Genomic DNA, 21,157 nt, shown 5'->3' on the forward strand with positions numbered 1-21,157 from the left:
GTCACCGGGCGAACAGCCGCCGCACGCGCGCGACGAAACCGGCCGAGCTGGGCGTGCGGTGCCCGTGCACCCGCGGGTCGTCCGTGACGTCGTACCGCTTCACATACGCCCCCAGGAACGCCTGCAGGGTGGCGACGGCGGGGATGGCGATCAGCGCGCCGACGGCGCCGAGGAGCGCGGTGCCCGCGATGACGGACCCGAAGGCGACCGCGGGGTGGATGTCCACCGTCTTGGAGGTCAGCTTGGGCTGCAGCACATAGTTCTCGAACTGCTGGTAGACCACGACGAAGACGAGCACCCACAGCGCGTACCAGGGGTCGATGGTGAACGCGATCAGCATCGGCAGGGCGCCCGCCAGATAGGTGCCGATGGTCGGGATGAACTGGGAGACCACGCCCACCCACACGCCGAGCACTGGCGCGTAGGGCACGCCCAGCGCCTCCAGCAGGATGTAGTGCGCGATGCCCGAGATCAGCGCCATCAGACCGCGTGAGTACAGATAGCCGCCGGTCTTGTCGACGGCGATCTCCCAGGCGCGCAGCACCTCGGCCTGCCGGGCCGGCGGCAGCACCGAGCACAGCGCGCGCCGCAGCCGTGGTCCGTCGGCGGCGAAGTAGAACGAGAACAGCGAGATCGTCAACAGTTGGAAGAGACCGCCCAGGACCTGCCCGGACACGTCCAGGACGCCGGTGGCGCTGTTCTGGACGTACTTCCGCAGCCAGTCCGAGTGGAGCAGGCTGTCCTGGATGTCGACCCGTCTCAGGTCGGTGTGGAAGTGCGTGTTGATCCAGTTGATGACCGAGTCGAGGTAGTCCGGGAAACCCTCGACCATCTTGATGATCTGGCCCGCGAGCATCGAGCCGAGCAGGGTGATGAACCCGGCGATCACGATCAGCGAGCCGAGGAAGACGAGGAAGGCGGCCAGTCCCCTGCGAACGCCCCGTGAGGCCATCCAGGCGACCGCGGGTTCTATCGCGAGCGCCAGGAAGAACGAGATCAGGATGTTGATCAGCAGGCCGGTGAGCTGGTGGAACGCCCAACTGCCCAGCTGGAACACGGCGATGAGCGCGAGGGCGAGCACCATGGCACGCGGCAGCCAGCGCGGCATGCGCGCGGCCTGCCCGGCGGCGCCCCCGCCCGGCGGGTCGGGCGGCGTCGTGCCGAAGGGTGATGCCTGCTGGTCTACCTGCGTGTTCTCGTCAGTCGGGGCCACGGAGCAAGTCTGGCCCACGCCACCGACAATGGATCCACGTACCCCGGGTCTTCGGTCCCGTCAGCGGTTTTCGTACGGAACGTTCATGGTCGCGCACACCACACGCCACACGTCCTTGGCCTCCCAGCCCGCGTTCAGCGCCTCGTGGACGGTACGCCCGCCGAGTCCCGTCATCACATGATCGCGCGCGAAGGTCTCGGCGTACCCCGCGCCGAAGTGATCCGCCATTCGCTGCCAGAAGACCGTCAACCGCATGACACCAGTATCCCGCTCCTGAGAGTGGGCCCGAGCCGGGGACCGCCTGCCGAGACCGCTTTCCGCCCTACGGTCTGACGCATGGCCGAAACAGGAGCAGCCCCACTCCCCCAGACGCCCCCATCGCTCTCCCCGATCGCGCGAGCCGAGGACTTCGTCTGGCTCACCGCGCGCGTGCTGGAGCAACGCCGCTTCGCGTACCACTTCCTCGACGGCGACGCCGACGCGGTGGAGACCGCGCTGGCCGCCTACCGCAACGACGACGAAGGGTACGGACACGCGCTCGAACCCGATCTGCGCGGCCCCGTCAGCCAGCCGCTGCACACCGGGCACGCGCTGCGCGTACTCGACTCGATCGGACGCTGCGGCGGCCAGCGCGTGGAGCGTGTGTGCCGCTATCTGACCTCCGTGTCGACGGCGGACGGCGCGCTGCCCGCGATCCACCCCAGCCAGCGCGGCTATCCGACGGCCCCCTTCGTGCCCGTCGTCGACGATCCGCCGAGCGAACTCCTCGCCACCGGCCCGGTGGTGGGCCTGCTCCACCGCAACGAGGTATGGCACGCCTGGCTCTTCCGGGCCACCGACTTCTGCTGGCAGGCGGTCGAGTCCCTGGAGAAGTCCCATCCGTACGAGATCGAGGCGGCGGTCGCCTTCCTGGACTCCGCGGCGGACCGCCCACGCGCGGAGGCGAGCGCCGACCGGCTGGGCCGTCTCGTCCGTGAGCACCGGCTCGCCGTGCTGGACCCCGGGCGCCTGGAGGAGTACCCGGTCGCGCCCGGTTACGCGCCGGGCGAGCACCACTTCCCGCACGACTACGCGCGGACTCCGGGATCGCTCGCGCGCGCGTGGTTCACCGACGACGAGATGGCGCGCTCGCTCGACCACCTCGCGGACGAGCAGCAGGAGGACGGCGGGTGGCCGATCCGATGGCGTCAGTGGGCACCGGGCACCGCCCTGGAGTGCCGTCCCATGGTGACGATCGAGGCACTGCGCACGCTCCGGGCGTACGGCCGGCCCATCGACTGAGGCGACGGCGGGCCCGGGAGCCGGGCCGGGGCGCCCGGGTGTCCGGGCCGGGGCGCCCGGGTGTCCGGGCCGGGGCGCCCGGGTGTCCGGGCCGGGGCGCCCGGGTGTCCGGGCCGGGGCGGGCCCGGAAGTCAGCCTGTCATCGCACGGACCCCGGCCGTCACCACCACGGCCGCGGCGACCACCAGCAGGAACGGGGCACGCAGGATCAGTGCCACAGCGGCCGCCGCGAGCCCCGCGGCCTTCGCGTCGACGACGAGGACGCTCCCGTCGGCGAAGGTCTGCTGGGCCGTGAGGGCGGCCAGGAGAGCGACGGGCAGCAGAGCGGCGAGGCGCTGCACGAGCGGCCGCTCCAGTACGCCGGCGGGGATCAGCAGACCGATGAGTTTGACGGCGTAGCAGCCGACGGCGGTGACGCCGATGGCGATCCAGATGTTCAACGGTCTTCCCTTGATACGTCGTTCGGCGCGCCGGCCGGTGTCTTCCCGAGTGCGCCGGGCGGTACCTCGTGCGACGCGCCGGTGGGCGCGTCGGCGGCGGTGGGCACGTCGGCGCCGGTGGCCGTACCGCGGCGGCCCGTCACGTAGAGAACGGCGGGGGCGGCCAGGGCGGCCACCAGCACGGGGACTCCGGCGGGCAGCACGGGCAGCAGACCGAGCCCCAGAAGGACGGCGATTCCCGCGACGGCACGTTCTGTGGTGCTCTTCAGCATCGGCGCGAGCAGCGCCAGGAACACGGCGGGCCCGGCGGCGTCCAGGCCCCACGCGTCGGTGTCGCCGATGGCCTCGGCCCCCGCCGCGCCGAGCAGCGTGGTGAGGTTCCACAGGAGGTACAGGGACAGGCCGGTGACGGTGAAGCCGAGGCGGACGCTGCGGCGGGTGGGCTGGGCGAGCGCGACGGCCGTCGTCTCGTCGATCACCCACTGCGCGGCGAACGGACGCACCGCGCGCGGGAGGGCGAGGAGCTGTGACAGACGCAGACCGTAGAAGGCGTTGCGTACCCCGAGGAAGAACGCGCCCGCGGCGGCGGTGAGCGGATTGCCCCCGGCCGCGAGCGCCCCCACGAGCGCGAACTGCGACGCCCCGGTGAACACCAGGAGGCTGAGCGCACAGGTCTGCAGCAGGGTGAGCCCGCTGCCGGCCGAGGTCACCCCGAAGGCGAAACCGGACAGTCCGACGGCGACCCCGACCCCAAGGGCGTCGCGGATGACGGCGGCGTCGGGTTTTACGCCTTCTTCACTGCGTATGTCTGCGAGAGCTGTCTGTTCTGCCACGCACCGGACGGTACGAGAAGACCGCCCGCGACGTCTTGCACGTTCTTGCGCTCGCGCTGGTAGGCGCCCGGGGGGACGCCCACGATCCGGGTGAAGTGGCGGTTGAGGTGCGGCTGGTCGGTGAAGCCGACGGCGACGGCCGCCTCGGCGGGAGCGGAACCGGCGTCCAGGAGGTGCCGTGCCCGGCGCACGCGCGCGTCGGTCAGCCAGGTGTGGGGCGGCATCCCGTAGGCGTCCCGGAACGCGCGCAGCAACGCGAACGAGCTGGTGCCGAGGTCGGCGGCCAGCCGCTCCAGGGTCGGCGGCTCGGCCATCCGCTCCTCCAGCACGCCACGCGCGCGTGCGGCGAGCCGGCCGCCCGCGGTGCGCACGACCCGCTGCGGCAGCGGACCTCCGTTCAGGCGCAGCAGCCGGGTCACCGCGACGCGCAGCAGGGTGTCGGCGGCCAGCGCGTTGCCTTCCTCGGCGGCCCGGAGCACCTGGTGGACCAGGCCCGCAGCGTAAGGATCGTCGAGTACCGGACGGGTGAATCCGGGGGTGCCGCGAAGAGTGGTCGTCTCGGCGGCGATCCCGGCCACCATGTCCGGCGAGGGGTACACCGCGCCGTACCTCCAGCCTTCGGGAACGCCCGCGCGCCCGGTGTGCGGGGTGTCGGGGTTGACGAGTGCCAGGGAACCCGGGCCGGCGTACTGATCGGCGCCGCCGTGGTGGAAGACCTCGACGCCCTCGGTGATGGCGGCGATCACGAAGTTCTCGTGGGTGTGCCGCACGAAGATCTTCTCGACGTAGCGGGCGCGCAGCAGATCGACACCGGGTAGCTCCGCGTACTGCCAGTGCCGTGCCCGCTCCTGCCCCGAACCTGCCACGTCCTCATTCTCCGCCACCGCGCCAGGACCCACCGCCGAAGCCCATCGCGCCCCGGCCTCTCCTCCCCCGCCCCGCTCCGCGTCGCCCACCCCACACCCCGCGTCGCCCTGCACCCCGCCCCGCCTCGCCTCGCCTCGCCTCGCCGAGGCGTTCTCGCAGGTCAGAGCGATTGTCAGTGACCGGGTGCAGGATGGACGCATGGTCAGCTCCGCACACCGAGCCCTCGACGGCTTCTCCCCCGCGACCCGCGGCTGGTTCACGGGGGCCTTTTCCGCGCCCACCGCGGCCCAGGCCGGGGCATGGGCGGCCATCGGTGCGGGCTCGGACGTGCTGGTGGTCGCCCCCACCGGTTCCGGCAAGACCCTGGCCGCGTTCCTCGCCGCGCTCGACCAGCTGGCCTCGACGCCGCCGCCGGCGGACCCGAGGAAGCGCTGCCGGGTTCTGTACGTGTCACCCCTCAAGGCGCTCGCGGTCGACGTGGAGCGGAATCTGCGCAGCCCGCTGACCGGCATTCGCCAGGAGTCCGTGCGGCTCGGCCTCCCGGAGCCGGAGGTGAGGGTGGGCATCCGCTCCGGCGACACCCCGCCCGCCGAGCGCCGGGCGCTGGCCACCCGCCCGCCGGACATCCTGATCACCACCCCCGAGTCGCTGTTCCTGATGCTGACCTCGGCCGCACGCGACGCGCTGACGGGCATCGAGACGGTGATCCTGGACGAGGTGCACGCGGTCGCCGGCACCAAGCGCGGGGCCCACCTCGCGCTCACTCTGGAGCGCCTCGACGAGCTGTTGCCGAAGCCCGCCCGGCGTATCGGCCTCTCGGCGACGGTGCGTCCCGTGGACGAGGTGGCGCGCTATCTCTCGCCCCAGCGCAAGGTGGAGATCGTCCAGCCACCGTCCGGCAAGGAGTTCGACCTCTCCGTGGTCGTCCCGGTGGAGGACCTGGGAGAGCTGGGCGGGTCCCCGGCCGCCGACGGCAAGGAGGGCGCGGAGAAGCCCTCCATCTGGCCGCACGTCGAGGAGCGGATCACCGACCTCGTCCAGTCCCACCGCTCGACCATCGTGTTCGCCAACTCGCGTCGCCTGGCGGAGCGTCTGTGCAACCGGCTCAACGAGATCGCGTACGAGAGGGCGACCGGCGAGCCTCTCGACGAGGCGCATGCCCCGGCCCAGTTGATGGGTGGCTCGGGCGCGGCTCAGGGGGCGCCGCCCGTCATCGCCCGCGCCCACCACGGCTCGGTCTCCAAGGAGCAGCGGGCCCAGGTCGAGGAGGACCTGAAGGCCGGCCGTCTCCCCGCTGTGGTCGCCACCTCCAGCCTCGAACTGGGCATCGACATGGGCGCGGTCGACCTCGTCATCCAGGTCGAGTCCCCGCCGTCCGTGGCGTCGGGGCTCCAGCGCGTGGGGCGCGCGGGTCACCAGGTCGGCGCGGTCTCCACCGGCGTCGTCTTCCCGAAGTACCGGGGCGACCTGGTGCAGGCCGCCGTGGTCACCGAGCGGATGCGCACGGGCTCCATCGAGTCCCTCCGGGTCCCCGCCAATCCTCTGGACGTGCTGGCCCAGCAGCTCGTCGCCATGACCGCGCTCGACACCTGGCAGGTCGACGACCTGCTCACCACGGTCCGCCGGGCGGCCCCCTTCGCCTCCCTCCCGGAGTCGGCGTTCACGGCCGTGCTCGACATGCTCGCGGGCCGCTATCCGTCCGACGCCTTCGCGGAACTGAGGCCCCGCGTGGTGTGGGACCGCGTCGCGGGTACGGTGACCGGCCGCCCCGGCGCCCAGCGTCTCGCCGTCACCTCCGGAGGCACCATCCCCGACCGCGGGCTCTTCGGAGTCTTCCTGGCGGGGGCCGATCCCAAGAAGGGTGGCGGCCGGGTCGGCGAGCTCGACGAGGAGATGGTCTACGAGTCCCGCGTGGGTGACGTCTTCACGCTCGGCACCAGCTCCTGGCGCATCGAGGACATCACCCGGGACCGGGTCCTCGTCTCCCCGGCGCCCGGTGTCCCCGGCAGGCTGCCCTTCTGGAAGGGCGACCAGCTCGGACGTCCGCTCGAACTGGGGCGCGCGGTGGGCGCCTTCCTCCGCGAGGTCGGCTCGCTCCCCGAGGACGACGCCCGCCTCCGCCTGCTCGCCGCGGGCCTGGACGCCTGGGCCGCCGACAACGTCCTCGCGTACCTGAAAGAACAGCGCGAGGCATGCGGTCACATCCCGGACGACCGCACGATCGTCGTCGAACGCTTCCGCGACGAGCTGGGCGACTGGCGGGTCGTCGTGCACTCCCCCTTCGGCGCCCAGGTCCACGCCCCCTGGGCCCTCGCCCTGGGTGCCAAGCTCTCCGAGCGGTACGGCATGGACGCCCAGGTCATGCACGCCGACGACGGCATCGTGCTGCGGTTGCCCGACGCCGACCTGATGGGCCTGGACCTGCTCGACCAGGCGCCTTCGAAGGCGGGCACCGAATGGGACGCGGAGCAGGCGCCGATCGGCGCGGCGGACGTCGCCTTCGACAAGGGCGAGGTCAATCAGATCGTCACGGACCAGGTCGGCAGCTCGGCTCTCTTCGCCGCCCGCTTCCGTGAGTGCGCCGCCCGCGCCCTGCTCCTCCCGCGCCGCAGCCCCGGCAAGCGCACCCCCCTGTGGCAGCAGCGGCAGCGGGCCGCCCAACTGCTGCAGGTGGCAAGCGAGTTCGGTTCGTTCCCGATCGTCCTGGAGGCGGTGCGCGAATGCCTCCAGGACGTCTTCGACGTCCCCGGCCTCACCGAACTCATGGGCGACATCGAGTCCCGCAAGGTGCGGCTCGTCGAGGTCACCACACCTGAGCCCTCCCCCTTCGCCCGCTCCCTGCTCTTCGGATACGTCGCCCAGTTCCTGTACGAGGGCGACTCGCCCCTCGCCGAGCGGCGGGCCGCCGCGCTGTCGCTGGACTCTCGTCTGCTGGCCGAGCTCCTGGGCCAGGCCGAACTGCGCGAGCTCCTCGACGCCGACGTCCTGGCTGAGCTGGAGCGCGAACTCCAGTGGCTCACCGAAGACCGCCGCATCAAGGACGTGGAGGGGGTCGCGGACCTCCTGCGTCTGCTGGGACCTCTCACGGACGCCGAGTTGGCCGAGCGGGGCGCGGAGCCGCAGTGGGCCCAGGAGCTGGCCAGCGCCCGCCGCGCCATCAGGGTCCGGATCGCCGGGGCCGACCACTGGGCCGCCATCGAGGACGCCGGCCGGCTGCGTGACGCGCTCGGCACGGCGCTGCCCGTCGGTGTCCCGGAAGCCTTCACCGAACCGGTCAAGGATCCGCTCGGCGATCTCCTCGCCCGGTTCGCGCGCACCCACGGACCGTTCACCTCGACGACGGCCGCCGCCCGTTTCGGTCTCGGTCCGGCTGTCACCGACGGCGCGCTGCACCGGCTCGCCGCGAACGGCCGTGTCGTCCAAGGGGAGTTCCATCCGGCGGGCATCGGCCAGGAGTGGTGCGACGCGACGGTGCTGCGCAGGCTGCGCCGCCGTTCGCTCGCGGCGCTGCGTCATGAGCTCGAGCCGGTGCCACCCGCCGCGCTCGCCCAGTTCCTGCCGCAGTGGCAACACGTGGGCAGCGGTCACGGGCTGCGCGGCGTCGACGGACTGGTGCGCGCCGTCGAGCAGTTGCAGGGCGCGTCCGTTCCGGCGTCGGCGTTGGAGAAGCTCGTCCTGCCGTCCCGGGTCGCCGGCTACACGCCCGCGCTGCTCGACGAGCTCACGGCCGCGGGGGAGGTGATCTGGGCCGGAGCGGGTTCGCTGCCGGGCAAGGACGGCTGGGTCTCGTTGTATCTGGCGGACGCCGCCCCGCTGCTCCTTCCCGCCGCGCACCCCCTGGAGCCGACCGCGCTTCACCAGTCGGTCCTCGACACGCTGTCCGGGGGCTACGGCCTCTTCTTCCGCCAGATCGCCGACCAGGTCCGCGCCACGACTCATCCCGACGCCACCGATCCGCAACTGGCCGACGCGATCTGGGATCTGGCCTGGTCCGGGCGCCTCACGAACGACACGCTCGCACCGATGCGCTCGCTCCTGGGTTCGGGCCGCACCGCGGGGTCCACGGCGCACCGTGCCAAGCGCGCGGTCCCCCGCGGGCGCTACGGCTCGCTGACGGGAGGCGCGCGCCCCCAGTCGCGTACGGGCCCTCCCACGGTGGCGGGCCGCTGGTCCCTGTTGCCCGAGCGCGAGCCCGACCCCACCGTGCGGGCCCACGCCCTGGCCCGCACACTGCTCGACCGGCACGGCGTGGTGACCCGGGGTGCCGTGGCCGCGGAGGGCGTCGAGGGCGGCTTCTCGGCGGTGTACCGCATCCTGTCGGCCTTCGAGGACAGCGGCCAGGCGCGGCGCGGGTATGTGGTCGAGGGTCTCGGTGCCGCCCAGTTCGCGATGGACGGCGCGGTGGACCGCCTCCGCGCGGCGGCGAACGCACGGGACCGGGGCGACAGCCTGCCCGAGCCGGCCTTCACGGACAACTCTCCCGGCGCCCACGGTTTTCCTGACGACCGCGGCTCGACGAACGGACGGGGATTCGCCCTCGGCCCCGCGGACCTCCCCGGGTTCCCCGACCTCTCGGCGTTCCCGGGCGCCGAGGATTTCCGGGGCGCCTCCGGTACGCCAGATCCCGACGGACACGAGACGGGCATCGGCAGCCCCGACTTCGGCGAAGACGGCGACAGCGACGGCCACGGCCACACCTTCTCCGCCGACTCCGCCTTCTCGGCCGGCTCCCGCTACCCCGACGCGCCCCACCGCCCGAACACCCCGCCCCACCGCGCCGGCTCGCCGTACCCGACGAACGGTTCCGGCCATCCCAACGCCCCGGGTTTCCCGGGCGCCCGTTCCCGTACGACCTCCCCGGCCGTCGTACTGGCCGCCGCCGACCCCGCGAACGCCTACGGCGCGGCCCTCTCCTGGCCCGAACCCCCGACCGGGGCGGGCCACAAGCCGGGCCGCAAGGCAGGTTCCCTGGTCGTCCTGGTGGACGGTGAGCTGGCTCTGTACATGGAACGCGGCGGCAAGACCCTGCTCGCCTGGCCCACGGACCCCGACAGCTCGGTCTTGGAGGACCCGCGCCTGCGTGCCGCGGCGGAGGCCCTGGCCGCCGCCGCCCGCGCGGGTTCGCTCGGCACGGTCACCGTCGAGCGCGTCAACGGCACCTCGGCCCTCACCTCTCCCCTCGGAACCCTCCTGGAAGGAGCGGGCTTCATCGCCACACCGCGCGGACTCCGCCTGCGCGCCTGAGCACCAGCCCCCAGCGTCCGCCCCGAGCTCCACCCACCCGTGCCACCCTGGAGTCATGCCCGAAGGAGACACCGTCTGGCAGGCCGCGAGGCGGCTGCACGTCGCCCTCGCGGGCCAGGTGCTGACCCATTCCGACCTGCGGGTGCCCCAGCACGCCACGGCGGACCTCACCGGTCGCGCCGTCCTGGACGTCACCCCGCGCGGCAAGCACCTCCTCACCCGGATCGAGGGCGGTCTGACCCTGCACTCGCATCTGCGGATGGACGGTTCGTGGAAGGTGTACGAGACCGGCCGGCGCTGGAGCGGCGGTCCCGCACACCAGATCCGGGTCATCCTCGGCACCACGGACCGCACGGCGGTCGGCTACCGGCTGCCCGTAGTGGAACTGCTCCGCACCACCGACGAGGCCCGAGCGGTCGGTCATCTCGGCCCCGACCTCCTGGGTCCGGACTGGGACCCGGGCAAGGCGCTGGCGAACCTCCTTCGCGATCCTGACCGCCCCCTCGGCGAGGCCCTCCTCGACCAGCGGAATCTCGCCGGCATCGGCAACGTCTACAAAAGCGAGCTGTGCTTCCTGCTCGGCGTCACCCCGTGGCTCCCCGTCGGCGCCCTGCCCACCGATCTCGCCGTCCAGCTGCCGGTGCTCGCCAAGAAGTTGCTGGAGTTCAACCGCGACCGTCCGGCCCGCGTCACCACGGGGCGCCGCGAGCAGAACCTCTTCGTGTACGGCCGCGCCTCTCGGCCCTGTCTGCGCTGCGGAACGCGGATCCGCTCGGCGAACCAGGGCGACGGTTCCCGCGAGCGCCCCACGTACTGGTGCCCTCGATGCCAGACGGGACCCACCCCACCACCCGGCGGCCACCACACCACCCCGGAGTACGGCACCACCGGCTACGCGTCCCCGACCCCGGACCGACGGCACCACTAGAGACAGGCATCGGGCTCACGCGACCGCGCGTCAAGTCCGTACAGATAATTGACGACCCGTCAGAAACCCTCGTACCGTCGCTTCATGGCCCTCCCCGCGTACGACCTGACCGGACGCACGGCATTCGTCACCGGCGCGGCCGGCGGCATCGGCCGCGCGTCCGCGCTCCTGCTCGCGCAGGCGGGCGCCACCCTTCACTGCGCGGACGTCGACGAGCAGGGCCTGCACGAGACGACGACGCTGATCAAGGACCAGGGCGGCACCGCCCGCACCTACCCGCTCGACGTCACCGACCGCACCCAGATCCAGCAGGCCGTGGCGTCGTGCGGCCGTGTCGACGTCATGGCGGCGATCGCCGGGATCATGCACAGCAGCCCGGTCCTGGAGACCCTGGACGAGGATCTCGACCGGGTGCTGAGCGTCAATTTCAAGGGCGTGCTGTACGCCTGCCAGGAGGCGGCGCGCTCCATGATCGCGAACAGCGCCCGGGGCAGCATCATCACGATGGCCTCGGGCGCGATCGACACCGGCGGCCCGGGCCTGCTCTGCTACAGCGCGGCCAAGGCGGCCGTCGTCCAGCTGACGAAGACGCTGGCGACCGAGGTCGGCCCGCACGGCATTCGCGTCAACGCCGTGGCGCCCGGCTGGATCCGTACCCCCATGACCGATCGTCACGGTGAGAAGCAGGCACAGACGGAGGCGTTCATGGCACGCCTCTCACCGCTGGGCCGTGTCGGCGAACCCGAGGACATCGCGCACGCCGTGCTGCACCTCGCCTCGGACGCCTCGGCATTCACCACGGGCCAGATCCTGCGCCCCAACGGCGGCGTCGCCATGCCCTGGTAGCCGGCCACCGCCACCCCGCACACCCGGCCTCACCCACGCGAACCCCGCCCACACCCGCGCACCCCCGACCGCCGGCTCACCCCAGGGCTCACACCGAAGCGCCCCGACCGCACCCCTCCCCCACGGCCCCCCGCGTCCCACGCACCCCACCGGCCCCTAGCCCACTCCAGAAGCACGCCCGCTACCGCTCCCGCGTCGGCGCCAGGCGTCCCGCCAGTAGGCCCGCCATCGGTCCGACCCCACGGCGCCTACCGCCCGGGACTTCGGGACGCAGTGGACCGGCAGCAGGCTGAGCCCCCATCCGCCCGCCGCGACCGCCCCTTCGAGCACCCCGGCGTCGGGCGCCAGCGCGAGCCGGAGCACGCTGCACCACCACAGCGCGCCGAGCACCAGGGCAGCCCCCCGGCGCACTATTCGCCCTGGCATGGCACCCTCCTCCGGCCCGGCACCGGGCCGCCGATCTCAAGCGCGAGCAGGGCACACCGACGGCACACGGAAGGGGCCGGGGCGGAACGGCTCCCCGGCCGTCACCCGTTCTCCGCCTGGAACATCCAGTGATGCTTCTCGAGATCGGCCGTGATCCCGATGAAGATGTCCTGGCTCACCGGATCAGGGGCCTCGGTGACGGTCACCCGCTCCCGCATCCGCGTGATCACCGCGCCCAGCGCCTCCACGAGCGCCCGCACGGCGTCGGTGTCCTTGATCCAGCCCGCGGGGGTCGCTCCGATACCGCTGCTCGACGCCACCGTCGCGGCCCGCCCGTCCGGCGGAACGCCCAGGGTCGAGGCGCGCTCCGCCACGGTGTCGGAGTGCAGTCGCGCCGTGTCCACGACCTCGTCGAGCTGGAGGTGGACGGAACGGAAGCGGGGCCCGACCACGTTCCAGTGGACCTGCTTCGCGACGAGCGAGAGGTCCACCAGGTCGACCAGGGCGCCCTGCAGCGCCTCGGCGACGATCTTCAGGTCCGCGTCGGACAGGGAGCTCTTCACGACGTACATCCACATCCTCCGATTCACCGCGGCAACGCCCGACCGGCCTCGCCGCACCTCCACCATGGAGGCCGCGTCGAATACCGGCAAATGGACCCATCAGGGATGAAAGGGAATCGCCGGCGACCATCAGGGCCCCGGACAACGCGAAAGCCCCGACCGGACCCCTCCAGATCTCCCTGGAGAAGCCCCGGCCGGGGCTTTCGAAACGCGTGCTCAGCCCATGGAAGCGAGCTGGTGGGCGTCAGGCGGCGACGACGTCGACCGCCTCGGCAGGCGCCTTGATCGTGACCCGTTCCGGTGGCACACCGGTCACCGATACGGAATTGAGCATCGGGCGACGAACCGGTGCGGGCACCGGTTCGGTGGCCGCAGCCGACTGTGCCAGCTCCGCGAGGGCGAGATCGTCGCTCACTTCCCGCATGAGCTCGGACATCCGTACGTCCAGCGCGTCGCAGATCGCGGAGAGCAGTTCGGAGGATGCCTCCTTCTGCCCCCGCTCCACCTCGGAGAGATAGCCGAGTGAAACTCGGGCGGACGAGGAGACTTCGCGCAGAGTACGGCCCTGGCGCTGGCGCTGCCGACGCAGCACGTCACCCAGCAGGCGACGGAGCAGAATCATCGGTGGCTCCCTCCTCGGACCGCGTAGCCGCATCCTTCACGCCCCACCGTACCGCCTTGCGCCGCGGCCGTGCGGGGAGCGATGTCGTGTTCACTCAGGGCTGCAAACATCAAAACCCCCCGTTCTGTTCCGTATCCTGTGCCCGCTCATTCCCGGTCTGTTCGCCCGCGAGCTCTTGGAGGAGCAGCGCGAGTACGCTGCGTACACTCTCCATACGGATTTCCGCCCGGTCGCCGTTCAACCGCAGCGGCGCCACTTTCCCGCCACGAGCGGTGAGGAAAGTTGATCCGGGGGGCCCGTCGACGGCCACGTAGACCGTGCCGACCGGCTGTCCGTCCTGGGGGTCCGGACCGGCGACGCCGGTGGTCGCGATCCCCCAGTCCGCGCCGAGCGCCTTGCGTACTCCGGTCGCCATCTCGGCCGCGACCTGCGGATCCACCGCGCCGCGCTCGGCCAGGAGAGTGGCGTCGACGCCCAGCAGTTCGTTCTTCAGTTCGGTGGCGTACGCGGTCACGGACCCCCGGAAGACCTTCGAGGCACCCGGCACCGCGGTGATCTCCGCCGCCACCAGACCACCGGTGAGCGACTCGGCGACGGCGAGCGTCTCACCCCTCACCGTGAGTAGTCGCACCACTTCAGTGGCCGCGGAACTCACCGCTCGGCCTCCGCGGCGGCCGCCCGCCGCTCGGCGATTCCGCGCCTGCGCAGCACAATGGCCTGTCTCACATAGTCGAGCCCGGTGACCACGGTCAGGATGACCGCGACGGCCATCACCCAGAACCTCAGGGTGGCCAGGGCCCCCGTCAGCGCCAGGATGTACATGCCGACGGCCGTGCCCTGGGCCAGCGTCTTGAGCTTGCCGCCGCGGCTCGCCGGGATGACCCCGTAGCGGATCACGATGAAGCGGAGCAGGGTGACGCCGAGCTCCCGTCCGAGGATCACGAAGGTGACCCACCAGGGCAGATCACCGAGGGCGGACAGACAGATCAGCGCAGCGCCCATGATCGCCTTGTCGGCGATCGGGTCGGCGATCTTCCCGAAGTCGGTGACGAGGTTGTACGTGCGTGCCAGATGACCGTCGAAAATGTCGGTGATCATGGCGACGGCGAAGGCCGCCCACGCCCAGGCGCGCATGGCGGGGTCGTATCCGCCGTCGGCCAGCATCAGGGCCACGAAGCCCGGCACGAGGACGAGCCGGATCATGGTCAGGATGTTGGCGATGTTCCAGAGGCTGGCCTGATTGACGGCCGCAGCGCCCAGCTTCCCGCCCCGGGCCGGCTTCGCGTCCCCCGGAGCACCGGATGCGCCGGATGCTCCGGGAGCGCCCGTCGCACCTTTGGCGCCGGGGGAGCCGCCTGCCGCGGATGCCGGGACTCCGGTCATCTGGCCGCCTCCTCAGTACACGCGAGCGAGCCGAGGAGCAGCGGCTCGGCCACCAGGTCGACACCTTCCGTGCCGACCACCTTGGCCTCGACGATACGGCCGACGGTCAGACCCTCGCCGCTCGTGAACAGCACCTGGCCGTCCGTCTCCGGTGCCTGGTGCGCGGCGCGGCCGTACGCCCCGTCCTCGTCGTCCAGGGACTCCACCAGCACGTGCACGGTCTCGCCCACACGCTCCTCGGCGCGCTGGGCGACCAGCTCCTCGGCGAGCCGGGAGACACGCGCGAGGCGCTCGGCGACGACGTCCTCGTCCAGCTTGTTCTCGTACGTCGCCGCTTCGGTGCCGTCCTCGTCGGAGTACCCGAAGACACCGATCGCGTCGAGGCGGGCACCGGTGAGGAAGCGCTCCAGCTCCGCGAGGTCGGCCTCGCTCTCACCGGGGAAGCCCACGATGAAGTTGGAGCGCACCCCGGCCTGCGGGGCCTTGGAGCGGATGGTGTCGAGCAGCTCCAGGAACCGGTCGGTGTCGCCGAAGCGGCGCATCGAGCGGAGCACGTCGGGCGCGGAGTGCTGGAAGGACAGGTCGAAGTAGGGCGCGATGTTCGGTGTCGACGTCAGGACGTCGATGAGTCCGGGGCGCATCTCGGCGGGCTGCAGGTAGCTGACGCGCACGCGCTCGATGCCGTCGATCTCGGCCAGCTCGGGCAGCATCGTCTCCAAGAGACGGATGTCACCCAGGTCCTTGCCGTACGAGGTGTTGTTCTCCGAGACGAGCATCACTTCCTTGACGCCCTGCTCGGCGAGCCAGCGGGCCTCGTTCAGGACGTCGCTGGGGCGGCGCGAGATGAACGAGCCGCGGAAGGAGGGGATGGCGCAGAAGGAGCAGCGGCGGTCGCAGCCGGAGGCCAGCTTCACCGAGGCGACGGGCGATCCGTCCAGACGGCGGCGCAGGGGCGCGCGGGGGCCGGAGACCGGGGCAACGCCTTCGGGGAGGTCCGAGGGGGCGCCGTGGCCGGGAAGGGCAACTTCCTCGCCGGCGCTCTGCCGCTCGGCCGGGCTGATCGGCAGCAGCTTGCGCCGGTCGCGCGGGGTGTGGGAGGCGTGGATGCCGCCGTTCAGGATGGTCTGGAGGCGGTCGGAGATTTCGGCGTAGTCGTCGAAGCCGAGCACGCCGTCGGCCTCGGGGAGCGCTTCGGCGAGTTCCTTGCCGTACCGCTCGGCCATGCAGCCCACCGCCACGACGGCCTGGGTTCTGCCGTGCCCCTTGAGATCATTGGCTTCGAGGAGGGCGTCGACGGAGTCCTTCTTGGCGGCTTCGACGAAGCCGCAGGTGTTGACGACGGCGACGTCCGCTTCCTCGGCGTCCTCCACGAGTTGCCAGCCGTCCGCCTCCAAGCGGCCTGCGAGCTCCTCCGAGTCCACCTCGTTACGGGCGCAGCCAAGAGTGACAAGTGCGACGGTACGGCGTTCAGGCATGGGCTCAAGACTACTTTGTCTCACCGACAGCCCACGTCGACGGGGTTGGCCGATCTTGGCCAACCCCGTACCTGCTTGTTCCTTCGGACCCCTAGCCGACCTGCGGGTCGCCCTTCGTGTACGTCAGACGCTCGACGGCGCCCGGCTGGAAGTCGTCCTCGATCTTCTTGCCGTTGACGTACAGCTGGATGGCGCCGGCGTCCCCCAGGATGAGGTTGATCTTGGAGCTGTCCTGGAAGGTCTTGGACTCGCCCTGCTTCAGCAGTCCGTCGAAGAGCATCCGCCCGTTGTGGTCCTTGGCGGAGATCCAGCTGCGTCCGTCCGCCGCGCTGACCTGGACGGTCACCTTGTCCTGCGGGGCGGCCGCGATGGCGCTGTCGGACGGCTCGGGCTTCGGGTCGGCGGGCTTGCTGGCGGCCGTGCTGGGCGAGGCGGACTTCTTGGTGGTCGGCGTGGACCCCTCGGCGACCTGAGTCTTCGAGCCGTCGTCGCCGTCCCCGCCCTTGACCGCGGTGAACCCGACGAAGCCGATCACCGCGACGATCGCGGCGACCATGGCGGCCGTCCAGTTCGGTCCGCGCCGCTCGGGACGGATGCGTTCCGCCTCGAAGAGCGGGGCGGCGGGCGTCGGCGCGGGACGTCCGCCGTGGTCGGCGTCGTACTGCGTGAGCAGCGGGGCCGGATCGAGCTGGACGGCGCGGGCCAGGGTCCGGATGTGGCCGCGGGCGTAGACGTCGCCGCCACAGGGGGCGAAGTCGTCCTGTTCGATGGCGTGGATGATGGTGATACGGACGCGGGTGGCGTTACTGACGTCGTCGACGGTCAGACCGACCTCGATGCGTGCCTGCTGGAGGGCACGGCCGATCGAGAGCCGCTCGGCCGTACGGTCGTCTTCGAACGGACGCTCGTCTTCGGGTGAGTTGCCGTCAGGGGAGTTGACGATGGACACGGGGGCGCCTTTCGAGCGTGTAGCCACCTGTGCTGGAAGTTCAGTCTAGGGGGGGTACGAAAGGGTGGGGCAACCGGGCGGTAGGACTTTGTACGCCATCAGAATGGCCGGTCATCCTGATGCCGGGACATGTTGGCGTCCCTTCGCTCAACTTGACGTGCGGCGAAGAGAAACGGTTGCCCGCCGACTCCTTACGGGTGAGTCACGTTCGCATATCAGCCTGGGGCGGAACATGACGTTCCGCCATCCGCCCGGCGAGTCGCCCACTCCCTGAGTGACCCGCCACGTGTTCACCGCGAACGGCCTGTCCCGTCGTCCTCCGCCGAACGCTCTACGCTTCTGCTTCCCCGCGAATCACGGCCAACACTCCATCCAGCTCATCGGTCTTCACGAGCACGTCACGAGCCTTCGAACCCTCGCTGGGGCCGACGATCCCGCGCGACTCCATGAGGTCCATCAGCCGGCCGGCCTTGGCGAAGCCCACGCGCAGCTTGCGCTGGAGCATCGAGGTGGACCCGAACTGCGAGGTGACGACGAGTTCGGCGGCCGCGCACAGCAGATCGAGGTCGTCGCCGATGTCCTCGTCGATCTCCTTCTTCTGCTTGGTGCCCACGGTGACGTCGTCCCGGAAGACGGGCGCCATCTGATCCTTGCAGTGCTGCACGATGACCGCGACCTCGTCCTCGGTGACGAAGGCGCCCTGCATACGCGTGGGCTTGTTGGCCCCCATCGGCAGGAAGAGTCCGTCGCCCTTGCCGATCAGCTTCTCGGCGCCGGGCTGGTCGAGGATGACCCGCGAGTCCGCGAGGGACGAGGTCGCGAAGGCGAGCCGGGAGGGCACGTTGGCCTTGATCAGACCGGTGACGACGTCCACGGACGGCCGCTGCGTGGCGAGCACCAGGTGGATGCCGGCCGCGCGGGCGAGCTGGGTGATGCGCACGATCGCGTCCTCGACGTCACGCGGGGCGACCATCATCAGGTCGGCGAGCTCGTCGACGATCACCAGGAGGTACGGGTACGGGCTCAGCTCGCGCTCACTGCCCTCGGGCAGCTTGACCTTGCCGTTCCTGATGGCCTCGTTGAAGTCGTCGATGTGCCGGAACCCGAACGCCGCGAGGTCGTCGTAGCGCAGATCCATCTCCCGTACGACCCACTGCAGCGCCTCGGCGGCCCGCTTCGGGTTGGTGATGATCGGCGTGATCAGGTGCGGGATGCCCTCGTACGCGGTCAGCTCGACGCGCTTGGGGTCGACGAGGACCATCCGCACGTCCTCCGGGGTCGCCCGGACCATGACCGAGGTGATCAGGCAGTTGATGCACGACGACTTGCCCGAACCGGTGGCTCCGGCGACGAGGACGTGCGGCATCTTCGCGAGGTTGGCCATCACATAGCCGCCCTCGACGTCCTTGCCGAGCGCGACCAGCATCGGGTGGTCGTCCTCCGCCGCGTCCGCGAGCCGCAGCACGTCACCGAGGTTGACCATCTCGCGGTCGGTGTTGGGGATCTCGATGCCGACCGCGGACTTGCCGGGGATCGGGCTGATGATCCGCACGTCGGGGCTGGCGACCGCGTACGCGATGTTCTTGGTGAGCGCCGTGATCCGCTCGACCTTCACGGCGGGGCCGAGCTCGACCTCGTAGCGTGTGACCGTCGGGCCGCGCGTGAAGCCGGTGACGGCGGCGTCGACCTTGAACTCCCTGAAGACGTTCTGGAGGGAGGCGACCACCGCGTCGTTGGCGGCGCTGCGCGTCTTGCCGGGGCCGCCCCGCTCCAGGAGATCGAGCGAGGGCAGCGAGTAGGTGATGTCCCCGGAGAGCTGGAGCTGCTCCGCGCGCGGGGGCAGCTCGCGCGGGGCGTCGGGCGCGGACTTGGTCAGGTCGGGCACGACGGACTCGACCGCCAGAGCCTCCTGCTTGGGCCGCTTGGCGCCCGGTACGGCCTTGGCGCGGGCGGCCGGTACCGGTGTCGTCTCCTCGTACCCGTCCCGCTCGACGCGGACGCCCTGCGTCAGATCGGCGACCAGGGGCGAGGGCGGCATGCCGTGCAGCACGGCACCGTCCAGGGCCGCGGCGGCGGCCGCGGCGACGTCCACGGCGTCCATCGGCCGGTTCATGTCGGGCTGCTGCGCGCCGGGGCGCCGCGGGCGGCTCCGGCGTCTGGTGAGCGCCTCCTGCTCCGCGCCGTCGGGGTCGTACGCCTCGGGGGGGCGCGAGCGCCTGCGGGGGCTCGCCGGGGTCCCGTCGCGCCACTGCTCGTCGTAGCGCTCGTCGTCCTCGCCGAACGCGTCCTCGTCGAAGTCGGCCTGGACGATGCCGAGCTTCTGGCCGAGCAGCCGCAGCCGCTGCGGAATCGCGTTGACCGGGGTCGCCGTGACGACGAGCAGCCCGAAGATCGTGAGCAGCACGAGGAGGGGGACCGCCAGGACGTCGCCCATCGTGTACGTCAGTGGGGTGGACGCGCCCCAGCCGATGAGCCCGCCGGCATCCCTTATCGCCTGCATGCCGTCGCTGCGCGCGGGCGCGCCGCACGCGATGTGCACCTGTCCGAGCACGCCGATCACCAGCGCGGACAGGCCGATCACGATGCGGCCGTTCGCCTCGGGCTGCTCGGGGTGCCGGATGAGCCGGGCCGCGATGACGCCGAGGAGTATCGGGACGAGGAGGTCGAGGCGGCCGAAGGCACCGGTGACCAGCATCTCGACGAGGTCGCCGACGGGGCCGCGCAGACTGGACCAGGTACCCGCCGCGACGATCAGCGCGAGGCCGAGCAGCAGGAGCGCGAGTCCGTCCTTGCGGTGCGCCGGGTCGAGCCCCCTGGCGCCCCGCCCTATGCCACGGAAGGTGGCTCCGACGGCATGAGCGAGTCCCAACCACAGGGCGCGTACGAGTCTGTACACGCCCGCGGTCGGGTTGGGCGCCGGCGCGGGAGCGGGCTTCTTCGCCGCGGCCCTCTTGGCAGGCGCCTTCTTGGCGGCTGCCTTTTTCGCGGGGGCCTTCTTCGCCGGAGCCTTCGTCGGAGCGGCCGCCTTCTTCGCGGGCGGCTTCTTGGCTGCGGACTGACGTGAGGCCATGAGTGTGAGGTTACCGGTGGAGACGACAGCGGACACGTGTGCCCACTGCTTCACCCGTTCGTGTCGCCCTTACCGGGGACCGGAACTGACGCGTCCTCATGCCCGTCCACGGCACGGACCCGTCCGCGGGGGCGTCAGCTCTGCGACGGCACCGAGGGTGCCCCGCTCCCCGTGCCCGGCTCCAGTGCGTCAAGCGCCCTGCGCAGTCCGGTGAGTTTGCGTTCGAGATGGGCAGCGGTCGCCACCGCCGCCGCGTCGGCGGAGTCGTCGTCGAGCTGCTTGGACAGCGCCTCGGCCTGCTCCTCGACGGCCGCGAGCCGCGCCGAGAGTTCGGCGAGGAGTCCGGCGGGCTCCTTGGCGTCGCCGAGCGCCGCCTTGCCGCCACCCTCCAGCTGGAGCCTCAGCAGGGCCGCCTGCTCCCGGAGTTGGCAGTTCTTCATGTAGAGCTCGACGAACACGGAGACCTTCGCGCGCAGCACCCACGGGTCGAACGGCTTGGAGATGTAGTCCACCGCGCCGGCCGCGTAACCCCGGAAGGTGTGATGCGGGCCGTGGTTGATCGCGGTGAGGAAGATGATCGGGATGTCCCGGGTCCGCTCCCGCCGCTTGATGTGCGCGGCCGTTTCGAAACCGTCCATGCCCGGCATCTGGACATCCAGCAGAATGACCGCGAAGTCGTCCGTGAGCAGCGCCTTGAGCGCTTCCTCCCCGGACGATGCCCGCACCAGTGTCTGATCGAGCGCCGAGAGAATCGCCTCCAGCGCCAGCAGATTCTCCGGCCGGTCATCGACCAGGAGGATCTTGGCCTTCTGCACCATGGCCCGCCCTCCTCGCCCCGGCATGGGGCCTCCCCTGTCCGCAGGACTTGGGGAAGCACCGGGCGCCGCCCCAGGGGACGACTCCCTTGCGCCGCCCGTCCTTGTGCCGGTCATGGTAGCTGCACCCCGCCTGTCGCCACACCCTGTCACCGCGATGTCACTGTGCACGTAGCAGAAACGCGGCGGGAGACCAGAAGGT

Annotated in this window: 17 protein-coding genes and 1 pseudogene; 4 read left to right on the top strand and 14 right to left on the bottom strand. The window is 71.5% G+C overall.

All coding sequences use genetic code 11. From position 1 onward, the window contains the following. Position 1: 1 nt before the first annotated feature. Positions 2–1,213, bottom strand: coding sequence for an AI-2E family transporter (locus ACFWBT_RS12840; protein ID WP_385698874.1), 1,212 nt, complete (start codon positions 1,211–1,213; stop codon positions 2–4). 60 nt (positions 1,214–1,273) lie between these two features. Beyond that, positions 1,274–1,468 (bottom strand): DUF3046 domain-containing protein, encoded by a 195-nt coding sequence (locus tag ACFWBT_RS12845; protein WP_385698876.1) that lies wholly within the window; start codon positions 1,466–1,468, stop codon positions 1,274–1,276. A gap of 81 nt (positions 1,469–1,549) precedes the next feature. Between ACFWBT_RS12845 and ACFWBT_RS12850 the strand changes: the two genes are divergently transcribed. Next, positions 1,550–2,494 carry a hypothetical protein gene (locus tag ACFWBT_RS12850; protein ID WP_385698878.1) on the top strand — a complete coding sequence of 315 codons (945 nt, stop codon included), beginning with the start codon at positions 1,550–1,552 and terminating at the stop codon, positions 2,492–2,494. Between the two features lie 131 nt (positions 2,495–2,625). Here the strand turns inward: ACFWBT_RS12850 and ACFWBT_RS12855 are convergent, their stop codons facing one another. From ACFWBT_RS12855 to ACFWBT_RS12865, 3 genes and pseudogenes are all read right to left on the bottom strand, one after another. Continuing rightward, positions 2,626–2,934 (bottom strand): AzlD domain-containing protein, encoded by a 309-nt coding sequence (locus ACFWBT_RS12855; protein WP_385698881.1) that lies wholly within the window; start codon positions 2,932–2,934, stop codon positions 2,626–2,628. Then, positions 2,931–3,767 carry an AzlC family ABC transporter permease gene (locus ACFWBT_RS12860; protein WP_385698884.1) on the bottom strand — a complete coding sequence of 279 codons (837 nt, stop codon included), beginning with the start codon at positions 3,765–3,767 and terminating at the stop codon, positions 2,931–2,933. The genes ACFWBT_RS12855 and ACFWBT_RS12860 overlap by 4 nt, the downstream gene beginning before the upstream one ends. Then, positions 3,722–4,633, bottom strand: a pseudogene (locus ACFWBT_RS12865) (AraC family ligand binding domain-containing protein); the annotation flags it as partial. The pseudogene ACFWBT_RS12865 and the gene ACFWBT_RS12860, both read right to left, overlap by 46 nt. 199 nt (positions 4,634–4,832) lie before the next feature. On the opposite strand from ACFWBT_RS12865, the gene ACFWBT_RS12870 reads away from it, so the two are divergent. The 3 genes from ACFWBT_RS12870 to ACFWBT_RS12880 all read left to right on the top strand — a co-directional run bounded on the left by ACFWBT_RS12870 (position 4,833) and on the right by ACFWBT_RS12880 (position 11,652). Next, positions 4,833–9,878 (top strand): ATP-dependent helicase, encoded by a 5,046-nt coding sequence (locus tag ACFWBT_RS12870; protein ID WP_385698886.1) that lies wholly within the window; start codon positions 4,833–4,835, stop codon positions 9,876–9,878. A gap of 55 nt (positions 9,879–9,933) precedes the next feature. Beyond that, a complete protein-coding gene (locus ACFWBT_RS12875; RefSeq protein ID WP_385698888.1) occupies positions 9,934–10,806 on the top strand; it encodes an Fpg/Nei family DNA glycosylase in 873 nt (290 codons plus the stop codon). Positions 10,807–10,890: 84 nt separating this feature from the next. Further along, complete coding sequence (locus tag ACFWBT_RS12880; RefSeq protein ID WP_385698891.1) at positions 10,891–11,652, top strand: SDR family NAD(P)-dependent oxidoreductase; 762 nt, start codon at positions 10,891–10,893, stop codon at positions 11,650–11,652. A 156-nt stretch (positions 11,653–11,808) separates the two neighbouring features. On the opposite strand, the gene ACFWBT_RS12885 is transcribed toward ACFWBT_RS12880, so the two are convergent. The 9 genes from ACFWBT_RS12885 to ACFWBT_RS12925 form a co-directional block, all read right to left on the bottom strand. Then, entirely contained in the window at positions 11,809–12,078 is a 270-nt protein-coding gene (locus tag ACFWBT_RS12885) for a hypothetical protein (RefSeq protein WP_385698893.1), read from the bottom strand. Positions 12,079–12,179: 101 nt separating this feature from the next. After that, positions 12,180–12,650 carry a Dps family protein gene (locus ACFWBT_RS12890; protein ID WP_385698896.1) on the bottom strand — a complete coding sequence of 157 codons (471 nt, stop codon included), beginning with the start codon at positions 12,648–12,650 and terminating at the stop codon, positions 12,180–12,182. Between the two features lie 235 nt (positions 12,651–12,885). After that, positions 12,886–13,263 (bottom strand): helix-turn-helix domain-containing protein, encoded by a 378-nt coding sequence (locus ACFWBT_RS12895; RefSeq protein WP_384789165.1) that lies wholly within the window; start codon positions 13,261–13,263, stop codon positions 12,886–12,888. Between the two features lie 109 nt (positions 13,264–13,372). Beyond that, positions 13,373–13,918: a CinA family protein gene (locus ACFWBT_RS12900; protein WP_385698899.1), complete on the bottom strand. Its 546-nt coding sequence runs from the start codon at positions 13,916–13,918 to the stop codon at positions 13,373–13,375. Continuing rightward, positions 13,915–14,646, bottom strand: a complete 732-nt coding sequence (gene pgsA / locus ACFWBT_RS12905; RefSeq protein WP_385698901.1) for a CDP-diacylglycerol--glycerol-3-phosphate 3-phosphatidyltransferase — start codon at positions 14,644–14,646, stop codon at positions 13,915–13,917. Before pgsA ends, ACFWBT_RS12900 begins: the two co-directional genes overlap by 4 nt. After that, a complete protein-coding gene (gene rimO, locus ACFWBT_RS12910; RefSeq protein WP_385698904.1) occupies positions 14,643–16,121 on the bottom strand; it encodes a 30S ribosomal protein S12 methylthiotransferase RimO in 1,479 nt (492 codons plus the stop codon). The genes pgsA and rimO overlap by 4 nt, the downstream gene beginning before the upstream one ends. A gap of 91 nt (positions 16,122–16,212) precedes the next feature. After that, on the bottom strand, positions 16,213–17,070 hold the full coding sequence (locus ACFWBT_RS12915; RefSeq protein WP_385698906.1) for a helix-turn-helix domain-containing protein: 858 nt from the start codon (positions 17,068–17,070) through the stop codon (positions 16,213–16,215). 331 nt (positions 17,071–17,401) lie between these two features. After that, on the bottom strand, positions 17,402–20,140 hold the full coding sequence (locus ACFWBT_RS12920; protein ID WP_385698909.1) for a DNA translocase FtsK: 2,739 nt from the start codon (positions 20,138–20,140) through the stop codon (positions 17,402–17,404). A gap of 134 nt (positions 20,141–20,274) precedes the next feature. Next, positions 20,275–20,958: a two-component system response regulator gene (locus ACFWBT_RS12925; RefSeq protein WP_266763357.1), complete on the bottom strand. Its 684-nt coding sequence runs from the start codon at positions 20,956–20,958 to the stop codon at positions 20,275–20,277. Between the last annotated feature and the right edge of the window lie 199 nt (positions 20,959–21,157).

This window comes from Streptomyces sp. NPDC060027 (assembly GCF_042737005.1).
Classification (GTDB): Bacteria; Actinomycetota; Actinomycetes; order Streptomycetales; family Streptomycetaceae; genus Streptomyces.